The organism is Solibacillus sp. NPDC093137 (assembly GCF_050280445.1).
In the GTDB taxonomy this organism is placed as follows: Bacteria; Bacillota; Bacilli; order Bacillales_A; family Planococcaceae; genus Solibacillus; species Solibacillus isronensis_B.
Genome location: NZ_JBNNVH010000001.1, coordinates 1,598,757 through 1,614,878, shown reverse-complemented (window position 1 = coordinate 1,614,878; position 16,122 = coordinate 1,598,757). Strand labels below are relative to the sequence as shown.

The 16,122-nt window shown below is 39.8% G+C and carries 19 protein-coding genes; 11 read left to right on the top strand and 8 right to left on the bottom strand.

What is annotated here, in order from left to right; translation table 11 throughout:
• Positions 1-3 precede the first annotated feature (3 nt).
• Entirely contained in the window at positions 4-630 is a 627-nt protein-coding gene (locus ACQKN3_RS08305) for a PspA/IM30 family protein (RefSeq protein WP_251689014.1), read from the bottom strand.
• A gap of 12 nt (positions 631-642) precedes the next feature.
• A complete protein-coding gene (locus ACQKN3_RS08300) occupies positions 643-996 on the bottom strand; it encodes an ABC transporter permease (RefSeq protein WP_251689012.1) in 354 nt (117 codons plus the stop codon).
• 237 nt (positions 997-1,233) lie between these two features.
• On the opposite strand from ACQKN3_RS08300, the gene ACQKN3_RS08295 reads away from it, so the two are divergent.
• Positions 1,234-1,455, top strand: coding sequence for a YneF family protein (locus ACQKN3_RS08295; protein WP_008408061.1), 222 nt, complete (start codon positions 1,234-1,236; stop codon positions 1,453-1,455).
• 143 nt (positions 1,456-1,598) lie between these two features.
• The gene (locus tag ACQKN3_RS08290; protein WP_350477421.1) at positions 1,599-2,069 is read left to right on the top strand and encodes an S-ribosylhomocysteine lyase; all 471 of its coding nucleotides are present in this window, start codon (positions 1,599-1,601) and stop codon (positions 2,067-2,069) included.
• Positions 2,070-2,174: 105 nt separating this feature from the next.
• On the opposite strand, the gene ACQKN3_RS08285 is transcribed toward ACQKN3_RS08290, so the two are convergent.
• Positions 2,175-3,128 carry an alpha/beta hydrolase gene (locus tag ACQKN3_RS08285; RefSeq protein ID WP_251689008.1) on the bottom strand — a complete coding sequence of 318 codons (954 nt, stop codon included), beginning with the start codon at positions 3,126-3,128 and terminating at the stop codon, positions 2,175-2,177.
• A 324-nt stretch (positions 3,129-3,452) separates the two neighbouring features.
• On the opposite strand from ACQKN3_RS08285, the gene ACQKN3_RS08280 reads away from it, so the two are divergent.
• Both ACQKN3_RS08280 and ACQKN3_RS08275 read left to right on the top strand, forming a co-directional pair.
• Positions 3,453-4,631 carry an acetyl-CoA C-acetyltransferase gene (locus ACQKN3_RS08280; protein ID WP_251689006.1) on the top strand — a complete coding sequence of 393 codons (1,179 nt, stop codon included), beginning with the start codon at positions 3,453-3,455 and terminating at the stop codon, positions 4,629-4,631.
• A gap of 21 nt (positions 4,632-4,652) precedes the next feature.
• Positions 4,653-4,907: a YqkE family protein gene (locus tag ACQKN3_RS08275; protein WP_008408065.1), complete on the top strand. Its 255-nt coding sequence runs from the start codon at positions 4,653-4,655 to the stop codon at positions 4,905-4,907.
• A gap of 54 nt (positions 4,908-4,961) precedes the next feature.
• Here ACQKN3_RS08275 and ACQKN3_RS08270 read toward each other — a convergent pair whose 3' ends face one another.
• Positions 4,962-5,444: a VanZ family protein gene (locus ACQKN3_RS08270; protein WP_427710718.1), complete on the bottom strand. Its 483-nt coding sequence runs from the start codon at positions 5,442-5,444 to the stop codon at positions 4,962-4,964.
• Positions 5,441-6,331 carry an aldo/keto reductase gene (locus ACQKN3_RS08265; protein WP_427710716.1) on the bottom strand — a complete coding sequence of 297 codons (891 nt, stop codon included), beginning with the start codon at positions 6,329-6,331 and terminating at the stop codon, positions 5,441-5,443. Before ACQKN3_RS08265 ends, ACQKN3_RS08270 begins: the two co-directional genes overlap by 4 nt.
• 87 nt (positions 6,332-6,418) lie before the next feature.
• Between ACQKN3_RS08265 and ACQKN3_RS08260 the strand changes: the two genes are divergently transcribed.
• The 3 genes from ACQKN3_RS08260 (at position 6,419) to ACQKN3_RS08250 (ending at position 8,070) form a co-directional block, all read left to right on the top strand.
• On the top strand, positions 6,419-6,970 hold the full coding sequence (locus tag ACQKN3_RS08260; RefSeq protein ID WP_427710714.1) for an NUDIX domain-containing protein: 552 nt from the start codon (positions 6,419-6,421) through the stop codon (positions 6,968-6,970).
• A gap of 58 nt (positions 6,971-7,028) precedes the next feature.
• Positions 7,029-7,538, top strand: coding sequence for a hypothetical protein (locus ACQKN3_RS08255; protein WP_251688999.1), 510 nt, complete (start codon positions 7,029-7,031; stop codon positions 7,536-7,538).
• A gap of 64 nt (positions 7,539-7,602) precedes the next feature.
• On the top strand, positions 7,603-8,070 hold the full coding sequence (locus ACQKN3_RS08250; protein WP_079525722.1) for a Fur family transcriptional regulator: 468 nt from the start codon (positions 7,603-7,605) through the stop codon (positions 8,068-8,070).
• Positions 8,071-8,213: 143 nt separating this feature from the next.
• Here the strand turns inward: ACQKN3_RS08250 and ACQKN3_RS08245 are convergent, their stop codons facing one another.
• The 3 genes from ACQKN3_RS08245 to ACQKN3_RS08235 all read right to left on the bottom strand — a co-directional run bounded on the left by ACQKN3_RS08245 (position 8,214) and on the right by ACQKN3_RS08235 (position 10,401).
• Positions 8,214-8,558: a general stress protein gene (locus ACQKN3_RS08245; protein ID WP_427710712.1), complete on the bottom strand. Its 345-nt coding sequence runs from the start codon at positions 8,556-8,558 to the stop codon at positions 8,214-8,216.
• 136 nt (positions 8,559-8,694) lie between these two features.
• Entirely contained in the window at positions 8,695-10,011 is a 1,317-nt protein-coding gene (locus ACQKN3_RS08240) for a hemolysin family protein (protein WP_251688995.1), read from the bottom strand.
• Between the two features lie 36 nt (positions 10,012-10,047).
• Positions 10,048-10,401 carry a MerR family transcriptional regulator gene (locus tag ACQKN3_RS08235; RefSeq protein WP_251688993.1) on the bottom strand — a complete coding sequence of 118 codons (354 nt, stop codon included), beginning with the start codon at positions 10,399-10,401 and terminating at the stop codon, positions 10,048-10,050.
• A 233-nt stretch (positions 10,402-10,634) separates the two neighbouring features.
• Between ACQKN3_RS08235 and xerD the strand changes: the two genes are divergently transcribed.
• The 4 genes from xerD (at position 10,635) to ACQKN3_RS08215 (ending at position 16,102) form a co-directional block, all read left to right on the top strand.
• Positions 10,635-11,537 (top strand): site-specific tyrosine recombinase XerD, encoded by a 903-nt coding sequence (gene xerD, locus ACQKN3_RS08230; protein WP_427710709.1) that lies wholly within the window; start codon positions 10,635-10,637, stop codon positions 11,535-11,537.
• Between the two features lie 141 nt (positions 11,538-11,678).
• A complete protein-coding gene (gene deoB, locus ACQKN3_RS08225) occupies positions 11,679-12,857 on the top strand; it encodes a phosphopentomutase (RefSeq protein WP_427710707.1) in 1,179 nt (392 codons plus the stop codon).
• A gap of 14 nt (positions 12,858-12,871) precedes the next feature.
• Positions 12,872-14,176: a pyrimidine-nucleoside phosphorylase gene (locus ACQKN3_RS08220; protein WP_251688987.1), complete on the top strand. Its 1,305-nt coding sequence runs from the start codon at positions 12,872-12,874 to the stop codon at positions 14,174-14,176.
• A 153-nt stretch (positions 14,177-14,329) separates the two neighbouring features.
• Complete coding sequence (locus ACQKN3_RS08215; protein WP_427710705.1) at positions 14,330-16,102, top strand: SulP family inorganic anion transporter; 1,773 nt, start codon at positions 14,330-14,332, stop codon at positions 16,100-16,102.
• Positions 16,103-16,122: the final 20 nt, after the last annotated feature.

Here is a 16,122-nt window from a genome sequence, read left to right as displayed (position 1 = left end):
TCATTATTTTGGTTGTTCTATGAGCTTTTGTTCTTTTTCAAGCTGTGCCAATCGAGCTTCAAAAGAGGTTACTTCATATTTACGCTCAATATTTTGAGATAATTCATCAATATAAGTTGATAGTTCATCGAAATTACCGGCATTGTCCGAAGTGAGAACTTTATCCATCTGGTGGTTGGCACGCACGACATTTTCTTTGCCCATCAGCTGTAGTTGGCGCACTTTCATGTCTTTGATTTTATGTTTCATCGTTTCGAATTTGCGTTCCAGTGCAAAATATTCTGTATTCGCAGCATCAATGCTTGAAAGAAGGGCATGCTTTCTGGCAGTGTAAGCCGTTACTTCTTCCTGTGCAAACGCAATCAGTTCAGACTCTTCAGTTGACTGAGCCAATAAAAGCTGTTTTTCACGCTTCTCAAGCATTTCGATTGTTTGTGAAAGCTGCAGTTCCAGCTCTTTTTTCAGCTGTGCCTGACGTGCAAGTAATTTTCCTGTTTCTTCCGTTTGTTTTTCTGCTTCACGAATATAGTGGTTCAGCATTTTAATCGGGTTTTTATCGACCTTTTTGTCAAACATATCATGTAAATCCGCCTGTATTGAATATTTAAATTTTGTCAATAAATTTCTCATTGTCCATCGCTCCTATTTGTTTAAATTTGCCCATTCACGTTCAAAGTTTGTAAATGGATCTTCTTCCTCTTTTTTGCCTGGTAAAAATTCAAGCTTTTCATTTTTACGTGCTTTGTATAGATAAAACAATCCACCGATTGCAGCTAAACCGATAAAGCCTGGGATGTTTGATAAGGCACTTACTAAACCGGCTAAAGCGACAACTAGGCTCATTACTTTTCCGAAAGTAGATTTACTTTCTGTGTAATAGTGAAGACCTGCTGCCAGAAGCGCTCCTGAGATTAATAAGCCGGCTACTGGTGCGAGCAGGCAAAGTGCGATGATCGCTGTGATAAAAGCCGCTGAATATAAGAAAAACTTTTTCATTATGTGTTCCTCCTTGTCGTTGATATGTTCATGTTACAGTGGATTTAAAAATCCGATAACGACCTGTTACTGTATTTTCATCTAGGTCTCGAGGCTGAGATGGACTCAGACAGCTATTTGTATGGCTTAACTTCTGTCAGGAGAAGTTAAAATATATAGAAACGTAATAACTTTTATTGTATAATGCTTGATGGAGAGTTTTTCTCGGTACATAAGTAGTGGAGGAGGTTGGACAAAATGGCTTTATGGTTAGGAATTACACTTATCGTCGTAGCTCTTATCGGGGGCGTGGCAATTGGGTTCTACGCAGCTCGTCAATATATGATGAAGTATTTAAAAGAAAACCCGCCAATTAATGAACAAATGATTCGCGTGATGATGGCACAAATGGGACGTAAACCGTCTGAAAAACAAGTGCGTCAAATGATGGCACAAATGAACAAATTCCAAGATAAATAATAAAAAGTTGGACTACCTTTTGCATTCTATTGAGTGAAGAAGGTAGTTTTTATTTTCTGTAAAAAAATTCAGAATATTTCGTTGAAAAGAACAATAATCTAGTCTATCCTTATATAGATTGTAAGTATTGGAGGGACGAAAAAATGGCAACAGAGAAAACGAATGTAGAGAGCTTTGATTTAGACCATACAATAGTGGTCGCACCGTATGTACGTTTAGCGGGTACAAAAGAAGGGGCGAAGGGCGATGTCGTGACGAAATACGATATCCGCTTTAAGCAGCCGAATAAAGAGCATATGGAAATGCCGGCACTTCATTCACTGGAACATTTAATGGCAGACCGTATTCGCAATCATAGTGACGCGGTTGTCGATATCTCGCCAATGGGCTGTCAAACAGGCTTTTATGTCTCCTTTATGAACTATGATGACTACGAAGGTGTGCTGGCGATTTTAGAAAAGACCGTTCAGGATGTGTTGGCGGCGACTTCTGTTCCTGCCTGCAATGAAGTTCAATGCGGTTGGGCGGCAAGTCATAGTTTAGAAGGCGCGCAACAGTTGGCAAAAGAATTCTTAGCCAAACGCGGTGAATGGCATATCGTTTTTAATGATTAATAAGAATGTGCAGTGCCCCCATTAAATTGGGGGCATTTTTATTCCCGACATCAAACCAAAAAGCACTTCCTGTTCAATGAAATGAACAGAAAGTGCGTATATCTTTTATATTAAAGAATCCGTTATATTGCGGTATGCCGGTACATAATCATGCAGGAACTTGGCTACCGTTTGCTCATAGTCACCCTGGTTATCGTTGAATGATTTCGCATGCTCTCCTTTTTCAAACAGTTTCAGCATTTTAGGTTCCGGTTTTTGTTCGTACAGTTCTTCGGTCATTGAGGAAGGAATGAAATCATCCGGTGTACTGTGAATAAAGAGGACGGGCTTTTGAATTTGTTTTACAGCATCAATCGGCATCACTTCTTTTACGGAATAGCCATCGCGGATTCGCATGAAAAAGTCGGCGAAAGGAAGTGTATATTTCGAATCAATCGGTACAACACTTTCAAAAATTTGTTTCAATAGCTCGGGGAAATTCGAGAAAGCACAGTCGGAAACATAGAAATCCGCATTATCTGCTAACGTTCCTGCATAGAGCAGTGTCGTTGCCGCGCCCATTGATTCCCCGTGAATACCGAGCAGGGCATCTTCCCCGGTCATATTTCGGATTGTCTCAACTACTGCCTGTAAATCGTATTTTTCATAATGGCCGTAGCTTGTTGTTTTCCCTTGGGATTCTCCGTGACGGCGGTGATCGTATACAAATGCATTAAAACCAAGCCGTTCAAACATTCGGGCATAGCGCATCGAGTTAATTTTATTTTCAGTGACACCATGACAGATGATGACTGTATTTTTCGTTTCCAAAGGTTTTAAATAGATGCCGCTTATTTTATAGCCATTTGGAGAATCGATCAATAAAATTTCTTTCGGACAGCCTTCATACCATGCTTCATCAAAGCGTTTTGCCGCAATTTCGCGCTCGCGGATGAAAGCATCGTCCTTTTTCTTTATATACATAATGTGATTTGTCATCACGACACCAGTGATCGTTGTAGCAGCTGCCAGCAGGGTTGTTACAATACTGCCAGATAAAAACAGGGTACGTTTTTTCATGAAAATCACTCCTTAATTAATTTAATATTCGATGAATTTTTGGGATAAATCAACTAATATGTATCTATTTATTATTGGAAACTTTTGTGTGAAAAATGCGAAATATTTGATAAAATCTTTGTAAGCAAGTAATTAATTTCAGCGGATGACAAAGATTCGGCAATGAGTTCTAAAAATGAAGTCAGCCAAATAACGTAGCATCGTGCGACAATGACTGACCCACATCGTGTGGACCTAAAGCCGAATCCTGACGCAATTACGCCAAGGCGTAATTGATTATATTTGCTCACAAAGGGACCATTCACAATAAAGGGGGATATATTCATGACAGAAGTTGTAATAGTAAGTGCAGTACGTACGCCAATTGGTGCTTTTCAGGGAGCATTAAAAGATATTTCGGCTCCGACTTTAGGGAGTATCGTAATAAAAGAAGCATTGAATCGTGTTCAATTAGATCCATCAACAGTTGATGAAGTTATTATGGGGAATGTTCTTGCAGCAGGTTTAGGTCAAAACCCGGCAAGACAGGCAAGTATACAAGCTGGTTTACCATACACAGTTCCAGCGATGACAATTAATAAAGTATGTGGTTCAGGCTTAAAGACCGTTCATTTAGCAGCACAGGCAATCATTGCCGGGGATGCGGAAGTTGTTGTCGCTGGAGGCTTTGAAAATATGAGTCAAGCACCTTATATTATGCGAAATGCAAGAGAAGGTTTCCGCATGGGAGATCAAAAGATTATCGATACATTAATTCAGGATGGCTTATGGTGCGCATTTAATGATTACCATATGGGGGTAACTGCTGAAAACCTATGTGATCAATATGACATTTCTCGTCAGGAACAGGATGAATTTGCAGCACGTTCTCAAGCCCGTGCATCGGAAGCAATTTCCGCAAATAAATTCGCTGAAGAAATTGTCCCTGTAGAAATTCCTCAACGTAAAGGGGAGCCGGTTATTTTTTCACAAGATGAATATGTAAAACATGGAACAACAGCAGAGAAATTAAATGGATTACGTCCTGCTTTCAAGAAAGATGGTTCGGTTACTGCTGGAAATGCTTCGGGTATTAATGACGGAGCTGCAGCAGTTGTCGTTATGTCAAAGCAGCGTGCTTTTGAATTAGGCCTTACACCACTTGCTACAATCGTCGCAAATGCCAGCGCAGGGGTTGATCCATCTGTAATGGGTATCGGACCGGTAACTGCAGTGAAAAAAGCCTTGGCGAAAGCGAATGTAACATTGGATGACATGGATTTAATTGAAGCGAATGAAGCATTTGCTGCTCAGGCGATTGCAGTTGATCGCGAATTGGCGTTCAATCATGATAAACTAAATGTAAATGGCGGGGCAATTGCACTTGGTCACCCAATCGGGGCAAGCGGTACACGCATTTTGGTAACATTATTACATGAAATGCAAAAACAAGATGCAAAATTAGGTCTTGCAACATTATGTATTGGTGGCGGGCAAGGTGTTGCAACAATTGTACAACGCTAAAATTAATTGTAGGTGAGAATGATGGCAAAAAAGAAACAGCAAAGAACGACGAATGAATTTGAGCTTCCAAAAGATAAGGCAGCAACATTGGCCGATCAATTAGGCGGCGATGTATTGGCCAAGCTAAAGGCAGCGAAGCAGGAAATGGTGGCAGACGAAAAGGCGAAAGAAGAAGAGCGTCTGGCGAAAGCAGCATTCGAACGCAAACAACGAGAAAAAAATATGAGCTTTGAAGAACTGTTAAATCAATACGGCGACAAAGGTTCGAAATTTTAACAGTAATCCAAAACGGATTATAAAGAAGCTTAATAAATATGAAAAGATAGCACACTATTTTTGTGTGCTATCTTTTTTAAATACAACAATAATAAGTTTTGCAACCACTAACAATGTGAACGCACCACATGCATCAAGCACGACATCTTCTACGAGGCCGCTGCGACCTGGTATCATACTTTGGCGGTATTCATCAAGGCTTGCGATTATTATGGCTGTAACAAAGGCAAGAACTATTGGAAAGTGCCATTTCAGTTTTCGGTATAAAGTATAGAATATAACCGCTAATAAACCGTATCCGAAGAAATGGGTTGCTTTCCGGATAAGAAACTCAAGAAATTGAAAATAGCCCCGTGTTTCGACCGATATAATTTTTCCCCAATAAGGAATTTCAAACTGACTTAACCATGCTTCAAAAGGTTTGTCTTTTAATAGATCTTTTAACGCCGGAACAATCGTTTGCTGTTCATAGCTCATATTGGACATTACCATCACAACGATTATCCCGATGATGACGAGAACAATCCATTTTTTCATCTATGCTCAGTGTAACGGTCGGTTTTTGTCCAGCTGTCGATCTCTGAAATATTTTGTATTGATTGCGCTTTTTCGTAAGCATCCAGATTTTGCTGCAGTTGCGCAACTGTACGCGCCCCAATAACAGTTGAAGCAACCGCTGGGTATTGTAAATTGAAAGCGAGGGCAGTTGCATGAACATCACCGAATTGCTGTTCAATTTTTTGCAGCACATCTTTTGCTGCCGCTTCATCATAGTTCATAAAGGACTTTAAGCGTGTGCGCCATTCATTCGTCAGCAAACCTTTTGCAATCGTTCCGCGTGTTACGACAGAAGCTCCTGTCTGTTGAATCGGTTCAAAAAATTCGCTTGCCCGTTCATCAAAAATATTAAACTGCATCATATTGCTGATTGCATTACTGTTTTGTAAATATGGCATGAAAACATTCGGTCGGATGGAGGAAATGCCATATTCGCGGATAAGTCCTTCTTTTTTCAAACTTTCAAATGTGTCGGTAATTTCCTCCCAATTATCTTCGGTCGTACCGCCATGTAACTGGTAAAGATCCAAGTAATCTGTCTGTAGTCGTTGCAGGCTGTCACGTACCGCCTTATTAATATAATTTGCGGATGTATCCCAGCTCCAACCTTCTTTTCCTTCTTCCCAACGATTCCCGACTTTAGATGCCAGGTAAATATTGTTGCGGTGTTGCTTCAGTGCCGCGCCAACAACCTTTTCGTTGTCTCCCTGATTATACAGATCGGCGGTATCATAATAATTAATGCCCGCGTCAATTGCAGCATGAATGACCTCTTCTGCTTCTGCTGGATTTGGAGGTAATGACATACAGCCTAAACTAATTTCAGAAATATGAAGATTGCTTGTACCTAATTGTCGTTTTTTCATGTGAATTCCTCCCTGGTTCAATATTTTAGAAAAGCTCTTACTAATGGTACAATGAATATAAGCAAGAGAACAAGTGGAGGCATGGTCATGAAAAAATTTGAAGAGAAAACAATTCAATCCCAACCCATCTATTCAGGGAAGGTTATTTCATTAAAAGTAGACGATGTATCGCTTCCGAATGGTGAAACAGGGAAGCGTGAAATTATTAATCATCCAGGAGCAGTTGCAGTAATTGCCATCACAGACAACAATAAAATTTTACTTGTTGAGCAGTACCGTAAAGCTCTTGAACGTTCCATTATAGAAATCCCTGCCGGTAAGCTGGAAAAAGGGGAGGAGCCAATTGTAACGGCCCGCCGCGAATTGGAGGAAGAGACAGGGTATACGTCTGATCATTTCGAATTTATTCAGGCTTTCGCTACTTCACCGGGTTTTGCGGATGAAATTATTCATATTTACGTAGCAGAAAAGTTAAAAAAATTAGACATTCCTGCTGAATTAGACGAAGATGAATTTGTGGAGTTAATGGAAGTATCACTGGAAGAAGCAGAAGCGATGGTTGCGGACGGCCGTATTTACGATGCCAAAACGGCTTTTGCGATTTTATGGCTGAAAATTAAAATGAAATTAAATCAATAATTGTTTACGCATAAGGACAATTTATGTGCATAAGTTGTATGGACAAGGAGGCGTCCAAATGCGTAAATATCTATATATTCAATATACTTCGATGATCGTCGTATGTTTCATTTGTGGTGTAGTTTGTTATCAGTTATTCGATATTGGACAAGTGCAGCAAATTATTAAATATAGTGATCGTAGACTGCTCCAAATGGAAAAACCAGAATTGCTTTGGAGTGTAGTTCCTTTCATAGTTGCCTTAAGTATTGTATTATTCTTTTCGACACATAAATATTTGCCGCGTATAGGCCTTATTTTTATTGCAATAAAAGTAACGTTTTTAGGCTTTAGCTCGGTTTATTTACTAGTACAGCATGAATCTATTAAACTCTATGCATTTTGGTGGTTTCCATTTCAGTTAATATATTGTGTATTATTAATTATGCTCTATCAAATAACTACTAAAACTACGAGTAGACGAGCCTTGAAAACGGTGATGCCATGGAAAAAGATTATGTTCCTGATAGTCGTGATGATAATTGTTTTTGCAGTCGAAAATTTAGCAATTACTTATTTATTTAAATAATCATTGTCTTGTAATGAGATTTACTCATTTGGTATAATGAAAAGAGTTTAGGAGGGCGTCACATATGGAGAGCCGTATTGATCGAATTAAAAAGCAACTGCATAGTGCGAGCTATAAGCTGACGCCACAGCGAGAAGCAACAGTAGCGGTTTTACTGGAGCATGAGGAAGATCATTTAAGTGCTGAGGATGTTTACTTATTAGTAAAAGAAAAGGCACCAGAGATTGGACTAGCTACTGTATACCGTACATTGGAGCTTTTAACAGAGCTGAAAATTGTCGATAAAATAAATTTTGGTGATGGGGTGTCCCGTTATGATTTACGTCAAGAGGGCGCGAAGCATTTCCATCATCATCTAGTTTGTATCGAATGTGGCGCAGTAGATGAAATTCAAGAAGATTTACTAGAAGATGTAGAAGAAATTGTGGAGAAACGTTGGAACTTTATAATCAAAGATCACCGTCTTACATTCCATGGCATCTGCTGGCGTTGTCATGATAATAATGACAACTCTGGAGACAGCAATGCATAATCTATAATCAAAAAAAGGGACAGCATATTTTGCTGTTCTTTTTTTGTGCGCTATTTTGTTATTGCCGGGCAATTATTAGCGAGCATTGCACAAAAAAACTCTATTTCCCTCAGTTGAGAGAAATAGAGTTTTACTATTTTTAATTATTTCCCCGGATGATGGGCAACAATTAGGATCTTACCTGCATCCAGATCATTCTTTGCAGTTGCATGTTCATTTTCGCCTACACCGATGTCAGCAAGCTGATGGTGAAGATCTTCCGGAGTACTTTGGAAGAAATTTTTAATTGATGCCAAGAAGCCTTTATCATTTTCTGTTGTTCCAGGTGTTTTGCTCGCATCAACATCGAAAAAGTCAGCAATATCTTCCGCACGTTTATTGCTGTTTGCGAAAATATGAATATGATCGCGTTCATAGCCCTCTGTAATAAATGATTCGATTACTGATTTTGCTTGCACACCGTTTTCTACTGATTTGATAATTGCCATATATATACACTCTCCTTTGTTTGAATACTTATGTTATTCCCGAACTCATACAATTAAAACGTTAAGAGATTCATACAGTCGTAATTCAGCTTTCAGGAGAACGTGCATACAGATGAGAATTATCTTGTTTAGACGGCTACTGTTCTATAAGATCATGCATTTTTTTGATTTCTAAAAATTGCAGCTGATGGCCGTCAATTTCATGGATTTTAAACGCATAGTTTTCAAAAATAAATGTATCTTCAATATTCAGGTCCGGCATGTTTGTGAAGTACCAGCCCCCGATTGTATCAACATTCGGATCTTCAATATCAAGAAACAGCAATTTAGAAATATCTTCAAGCAATACTTTTGAATAGACTAAATAATGGTCTTCACCGATTTTACGAATATCTGAAACTTCATCATCGTCAAACTCATCGCGAATTTCACCGACAAGCTCTTCCAGAATATCTTCAACGGTAATCATACCGCTCGTTCCGCCGTATTCATCAAGCAGGATCGCAATATGAATACGCTTTTTCTGCATAATTTGAAGCAGACTTTGAATTGGTGTTGTTTCAATTGTGCGAACGACCGGATTAATATAGTCTTCCAATTTAAATGTTGCCGGATCGATCCGGTTATTCATGCCAAGTGTTAAAAAGTCTTTAATATTTAAAAAACCTAATATATTATCGCGGTCCCCATCGTAAACCGGGTAGCGTGTATAGCGTTCCTCTGAAACTTGTGTTAAAACTTCTTCGAACGTTGCAGTCACATCAAAGCCGATAATATCTGTACGGGGAACCATAATTTCGCGGGCGATTTTATCATCGAATTCAAACACATTGTTTACATATTTTAATTCGTTGACATTGATCTCACCGGATTTATAGCTCTCGGATAGAAGCAGGCGCAATTCCTCTTCCGTATGAGAGAGTTCATGTTCGCTCGCTGGTCGCATCCCGAACAATTTCAATAATAAACGTGCTGAACCATTTAATAGCCAAATTAACGGGAACATAAGTTTATAGAATAATTGAATAGGCTTCGCGAATGCCAGAGTAATCGCTTCTGCTCTTTGAATAGCAATCGTTTTAGGTGCAAGTTCACCTACTACAACGTGGAAGAAAGTCGCTAAAAAGAATGCGCCACCTAATGTAAACCAATGAATATATTCTGTGCCAATTCCCATAGATTCGAATAGCGGGTGAAGTATAAACTCAAATGTGGATTCACCGACCATCCCGATTCCCAGGGCTGTTACCGTAATACCTAATTGACAGGCAGATAAATATTCATCAAGGTGGGTTGTTACATTTTTAGCTGAAATGGAACCGGCTTTACCTTCAGCTACAAGTTGGTCAATACGGGATTGACGTACTTTTACGATCGCAAATTCCGTTGCAACGAAAAAGGCCGTAAAAGCGATTAAAACCGAGAAAATAATTAAGTTAATGATTGTGGTCAAACGAGCGTCCTACTCACGAAGTAGAACGTTCACCTCCTAGTTATTTAAAATTAATAATAGTGATTGCATGAGAGCAACACTTTCAGGCGAAACTTTTTTGCGGAGTTTCTGCCGCTCTTTGTCATCTAAGTGTTCCATTAATACCGTTACATCATGTTCAAGCTTGCGCATTTGCAATCGAATATCCTGAACATCGATTTCTTCGGGTTCATCTTTTGAAGGGCCAAGCGAGCGGTGAATTTCTTCAAGGCACTTGCCAAGCTTCTTTTGCTCTTCAATCCAGTGTATACGTTCAATCATCTCTTTATCATAGTAGCGATAATTGGATGCCGAACGTTCAACTTTTAGAAGGCCCAAATTCGTATAATAATCAATAGTTCGTTTTGTCACGCCAGTTGCTGCAGCAAGCTCTCCGATTTTTAGTTTGTCGATCCCAAATTATCACCCCAATCTGTCACGTTTTACTTTCAAGAATACCGTATATAGTACGTTTTGTAAATGGGATGCTATCATGTGGGGATGCTGAGCGGCATTGAAAAAATGAATGAACGAAGGATAAAACGTCACTTCAATTGTACGAAAATGGTAATATAAATGTATAGAATGCAAGAGGGGCGATTAATATGCAAGCTTTAAATGATTCAATAGAAGATTATCTACATTTTATTAAAGTCGAACGTCAGCTATCTGATAATACATTACAATCCTATAAGCGTGATTTAGTCGCATATGCCCGTCACATCCATCATGAGCAGCAGATCATGGAATTTGATAAAGTTATGCGCGAACATATTTTGCTTTATTTGGACAGCTTAAGGTCTGTAGGAAAATCATCGAAGACGATATCGAGACAGATTTCATCGATCCGTTCATTTCATCAGTTTTTATTGAGGGAAAAAGTGACGAATCAAGATCCTACCGTTCATTTGGAAATGCCTAAAAAAGAACTGTCTTTACCAAAAGTATTATCAATAGAAGAAATTGATGCACTTTTAACAGCACCATCTGTCGAAAAACCACAGGGAACTCGGGATATTGCCATTTTGGAAATGATGTACGGTTCCGGAATGCGTATAAGTGAACTGATTGAACTGAACTTGGAGGATGTCCATATGACAATGGGATTCGTCCGTGTATTTGGTAAAGGCGGAAAAGAACGTATTATACCGCTTGGGAGAAGTGCGATTTCTGCATGTGTAAATTATTTGGAGCAGGCGAGACCTCAACTTTTAGGCAATGCACCTAAAAATGATGCGTTTTTCATTACGCAGAGAGGGAAAAGATTCACGAGACAAGGCTGCTGGAAAATCATTAAGGAACATGCAGCAGAAGCTGGCATTTCCAAAGAAATTACACCGCATGTTCTGCGCCATTCCTTTGCGACACATCTGATTGAAAATGGTGCCGATTTGCGTGCAGTACAGGAGCTTTTAGGACATGCAGATATATCAACGACACAAATTTATACACATGTAAGTAAAATTCGTTTATCGGAAGTTTATAAACAATTCCATCCGCGTGCTTAAAATCAGCATAATCGCGTAAGACTAATGGGGTGCTTAACTTTTTTCTATTAAAAATAAATCTTTTGAAATCGGATGTCTGACCTTTACTTTGTTTAGACGTTTTATGTAAAATAGAATGGAAGAAGAGGAGTTGAAAGCATTATGCAACCGTTTAAGAAAGTACATGTAATTGTAATGGATTCTGTTGGTATCGGTGAAGCACCGGATGCCGATAAATTTGGCGATGCTGGCTCAAATACATTAGGACATATCGCAGAAAAAATGAATGGCTTAAATATGCCGAATATGGAGAAAATGGGTTTATCGAATATCCGTGAACTTCAAGGCATTAATAAAACTGAAAAACCTGCTGCATTTTACGGCATGATGCAAGAAGCATCTGTTGGTAAAGATACAATGACAGGTCACTGGGAGATCATGGGGCTGAACATCGATACTCCGTTTAAAGTATACCCGGAAGGCTTTCCCGCAGAACTGATTTCTAAGCTGGAAGAAGCAACTGGCCGCAAAGTACTATGTAATTTACCTTACAGTGGAACCGCTGTCATTGACGATTATGGTCCGGAACATATGGAAACAGGTGCAATTATTGTGTATACATCGGCAGACCCGGTTATGCAAATTGCAGCACATGAAGAAGTTATTCCAGTAGAAGAACTTTATAAAATTTGTGAAATTGCACGAGAATTAACATTGGATGCTGAATTTTTAGTAGGTCGTGTTATTGCCCGTCCGTTCGTTGGCGAACCAGGTAACTTTACACGTACATCAAACCGTCATGATTATGCATTGACGCCATTTGGACGCACGACAATGGCTGAAATGAAGGACGCAAATCTTGATGTCATTGCGATCGGTAAAATTTCGGACATCTTTAATGGTGACGGGGTAACGGAAGCGATTCGTACGAAAGACAACACGGATGGCATGGACAAAATGGCGGAAGTTGTTCGTCGTGATTTCCATGGTATCAGCTTCCTGAACTTAGTGGACTTTGATGCGAACTTTGGACACCGACGTGATCCGATTGGCTATGGTCAAGCATTGGAAGAATTTGATCGTCGTTTACCGGAAGTTATGGAAGCGTTATCAGACGATGATTTGCTGATTATTACGGCAGACCACGGGAACGATCCGACATTCCCTGGTACAGACCATACACGTGAATACGTACCGTTAATTGTTTACTCACCGCGCTTTACAGCAGGATCAGAATTGCAGTTACGTGAAACATTTGCGGATATTGCTGCAACAATTGCAGATAATTTTAATATTGCAGCACCGCAATTCGGAAAAAGCTTTTTATCAGAGCTGAAATAAGGGGGATTTTCCACATGAGAATGGTAGATATTATTGAAAAAAAACGTAACGGCGAAGAATTGACAACAGCTGAAATTCGTTTCTTTGTAGAAGGATATACAGATGGCACGATCCCTGATTATCAGGCAAGTGCGTTATGTATGGCAATTTACTTTAAGGATATGACAGATCGCGAACGCGCGGATTTAACAATGGCGATGGTTGAATCAGGTGACCAGATTGACCTTTCTTCAATTGCAGGCGTAAAAGTGGACAAACACTCAACAGGCGGAGTTGGCGATACAACGACATTGCCGTTAGCTGCAATGGTAGCAGCTGTCGGTGTTCCGGTAGCAAAAATGAGTGGTCGTGGTTTAGGGCACACAGGCGGTACGATTGACAAGCTTGAAGCGATTGAAGGTTTCCACGTTGAATTAACAAGTGAAGAGTTTTCAAAACAAGTAAATGAAATCGGCATGGCTGTTATCGGTCAATCGGGCAACTTAACACCAGCGGATAAAAAGCTATATGCGCTACGTGATGTTACAGGAACAGTTTCAAGCATTCCGCTAATTGCCGGCTCTATTATGTCGAAGAAAATTGCTGCAGGTGCAGATGCCATTGTTCTTGATGTTAAAACAGGTGACGGCGCATTTATGAAAACGATTGAAGATTCAATTAAACTTGCTGAAGCGATGGTGAAAATCGGAAATAACGTTGGCCGTAAAACGATGGCAATTATTTCGGATATGAGTCAGCCTTTAGGTTATGCAATCGGAAATGCTCTTGAAGTTCAAGAAGCAATCGATACATTAAAAGGTAAAGGTCCGGCTGATTTAAATGAACTTTGCTATACATTAGGATCTCAAATGGTTGTTGTTGGCGGCAAAGCAAAAACAATCGAAGAGGCTCGAAAAATGCTGGAGGAAGTTGTAGATAACGGGGCAGCATTGGAAGTACTGAAAAAATTCATCGCTGCACAAGGCGGAGATGCTTCAGTCGTTGATGACCCATCTCGTTTACCTCAGGCGAAATTCAAATTTGATGTACCGGCAAAACAGGCTGGCTATGTCTCAAAAATTGAAGCGGATGATATCGGAACAGCTGCAATGCTTCTTGGTGCAGGTCGTGCAACGAAGGAATCTGAAATTGACTTAGCGGTAGGGCTTGTCCTTCATAAAAAAGTAGGCGATCAAGTCGAAGTAGGCGAATCGCTAATGACAATCCATGCTAATACAGAAAATGTCGACGCAGTATTAGAAAAGATTTATGCACATGTATACATTTCTGCTGAAAAAGTCGAATCACCAAAATTAATCGAAGCAATTATTACACAATAATAATAATTAGGAGTCTTCCGCAATCAAGAATGGATTGCGGAAGACTTTTTTTGTTCTTTAAATATTTTAAGAATATGTTACACTAGGAAGTGTATTACTGCCTAATGTAATAAAAATTCTGTTTTATGAATATTTATAAGAAGAAGGGATACTATGAAAGTTAAGTGGTCTGGAAGATTTGAAGGCTATTCATTCGCCCATTTCAAAAAGGATTTATTATCTGGGACGATTGTCGGGATTATTGCTGTACCGTTGGCGATGAGTTTTGCCATTGCCTCAGGGGTCAAACCGGAATACGGAATTTACACAGCAATTATCGCAGGTATTTTAATTTCCTTACTAGGAGGTTCAAAATTCCAAATTGGCGGTCCGACAGGTGCATTCGTTCCGATTTTGCTTGGAGTTGTGCTCGTTTACGGGTATGAAAACTTGCTCATCGCAGGTTTAATGGCGGGGGTTATGCTGCTGCTGATGGGGATTTTCAGGCTGGGGTCCCTGATTAAATTTATCCCGAGGCCCGTTACAGTCGGTTTTACAGCAGGGATTGCCGTCATTATTTTTACCGGACAAATCGGAAATTTTTTAGGGTTAACAAATATGGAGCAGCATGAGAAGTTTCATATGAATGTTCTTGAAATTGCTTCCCATATTGAAAGTGTTAATTTTTATAGTTTATTCGTTGCAATTATAAGCTTCGCATTAATACTTATGGCACCGAAAGTTTTACCGAAAGTGCCCGGTGCCCTTATTGGAATTCTTGTGTCATCCGTTGTAACGGTGCTTTTTTTACAGGGGCATGTTGCGACAATTGGCTCCACATATGGTGCAATACCGAATACACTTCCTCAGTTCCATATTCCGGAAATTACATTTGAGCGAATTTATATGCTAATCGGGCCAGCGTTTGTCATTGCAATGCTCGGCGGAATTGAATCGCTGCTATCGGCGGTTGTTGCAGACGGCATGACGAACAGCAAACATAACAGTAACCGGGAATTGATCGGGCAAGGGGTTGCCAATATTGTGACACCGTTTTTTGGAGGAATACCTGCTACCGGTGCAATTGCACGAACGGCTACTAATATTAAATCCGGTGCTGTTTCGCCAATGTCAGGGGTAATCCATGGTATCTTCGTTTTAATCACGTTATTATTGCTCGCGCCATTAGCGGTACATATTCCACTTGCGAGTTTAGCACCTGTACTCATGATGGTCGCATGGAATATGAGCGAACGTCACCATTTCGTACACATTCTAAAATTGAAATCCGGAGATTCGCTTGTTCTATGTATTACATTTTTATTGACTGTATTTATGAGCTTAACGGTTGCTGTAATGGCTGGACTCATTTTAGCGGTGATTCTTTTTGCGAAAAGTATGAGCGATAGCCTGACTGTTTCCAAAGTGCTGCCGAATATGGAGAGAGCGAACGGAAAGTTGCAGCCTCAGATTGTATCGGATTTTCATGATTGTCCACAAATCAGTATTTATACAATAGAAGGTCCTCTATTTTTCGGTGCTGCTGAAAAGTTTGAACAGACGCTGCTGAATACAATACAGGAACGTCCGAAAGTGTTTATCCTTCGAATGCGAAAGGTACCGTATATCGATTCGACAGGGGAAGAGTATTTCCGCAATATCCTTCAACATATAAAGTCATTTGGCGGTAAAGTTTTCGTAACAAATGTTCAGCCGGGATTAGAGCAGATGCTAAAGCGAAGCGGGTTATATGATTTAATGGAAGCGGAACATTTTTATCATACGACAAGTGACGCAATATCAGCGGCATGCCAGTATATCGAGTTAAATAAATGTATTGGATGCACGCACTATGCGTTTAAAGAATGCCAATTGCTAGCAAATGGCATCCCACCATCGGAGCATGAAGTGCAGGTACAGAAAAAATTGACCGAAGCAACAATATAACATGTATAAAAGTAAAAAAA

What these genes read in the sequence shown, in the direction of transcription:
- ACQKN3_RS08270 (WP_427710718.1), bottom strand. Translation starts at nt 5,444, where the DNA reads ATGAAAAAATGGATTGTTCTCGTCATCATCGGGATAATCGTTGTGATG.
- deoB (WP_427710707.1), top strand. Translation starts at nt 11,679, where the DNA reads ATGCAACCGTTTAAGAAAGTACATGTAATTGTAATGGATTCTGTTGGT.
- ACQKN3_RS08280 (WP_251689006.1), top strand. Translation starts at nt 3,453, where the DNA reads ATGACAGAAGTTGTAATAGTAAGTGCAGTACGTACGCCAATTGGTGCT.
- ACQKN3_RS08260 (WP_427710714.1), top strand. Translation starts at nt 6,419, where the DNA reads ATGAAAAAATTTGAAGAGAAAACAATTCAATCCCAACCCATCTATTCA.
- ACQKN3_RS08220 (WP_251688987.1), top strand. Translation starts at nt 12,872, where the DNA reads ATGAGAATGGTAGATATTATTGAAAAAAAACGTAACGGCGAAGAATTG.
- ACQKN3_RS08250 (WP_079525722.1), top strand. Translation starts at nt 7,603, where the DNA reads ATGGAGAGCCGTATTGATCGAATTAAAAAGCAACTGCATAGTGCGAGC.
- ACQKN3_RS08255 (WP_251688999.1), top strand. Translation starts at nt 7,029, where the DNA reads ATGCGTAAATATCTATATATTCAATATACTTCGATGATCGTCGTATGT.
- ACQKN3_RS08290 (WP_350477421.1), top strand. Translation starts at nt 1,599, where the DNA reads ATGGCAACAGAGAAAACGAATGTAGAGAGCTTTGATTTAGACCATACA.
- ACQKN3_RS08295 (WP_008408061.1), top strand. Translation starts at nt 1,234, where the DNA reads ATGGCTTTATGGTTAGGAATTACACTTATCGTCGTAGCTCTTATCGGG.
- xerD (WP_427710709.1), top strand. Translation starts at nt 10,635, where the DNA reads ATGCAAGCTTTAAATGATTCAATAGAAGATTATCTACATTTTATTAAA.
- ACQKN3_RS08275 (WP_008408065.1), top strand. Translation starts at nt 4,653, where the DNA reads ATGGCAAAAAAGAAACAGCAAAGAACGACGAATGAATTTGAGCTTCCA.
- ACQKN3_RS08215 (WP_427710705.1), top strand. Translation starts at nt 14,330, where the DNA reads ATGAAAGTTAAGTGGTCTGGAAGATTTGAAGGCTATTCATTCGCCCAT.
- ACQKN3_RS08265 (WP_427710716.1), bottom strand. Translation starts at nt 6,331, where the DNA reads ATGAAAAAACGACAATTAGGTACAAGCAATCTTCATATTTCTGAAATT.
- ACQKN3_RS08285 (WP_251689008.1), bottom strand. Translation starts at nt 3,128, where the DNA reads ATGAAAAAACGTACCCTGTTTTTATCTGGCAGTATTGTAACAACCCTG.
- ACQKN3_RS08300 (WP_251689012.1), bottom strand. Translation starts at nt 996, where the DNA reads ATGAAAAAGTTTTTCTTATATTCAGCGGCTTTTATCACAGCGATCATC.
- ACQKN3_RS08245 (WP_427710712.1), bottom strand. Translation starts at nt 8,558, where the DNA reads ATGGCAATTATCAAATCAGTAGAAAACGGTGTGCAAGCAAAATCAGTA.
- ACQKN3_RS08305 (WP_251689014.1), bottom strand. Translation starts at nt 630, where the DNA reads ATGAGAAATTTATTGACAAAATTTAAATATTCAATACAGGCGGATTTA.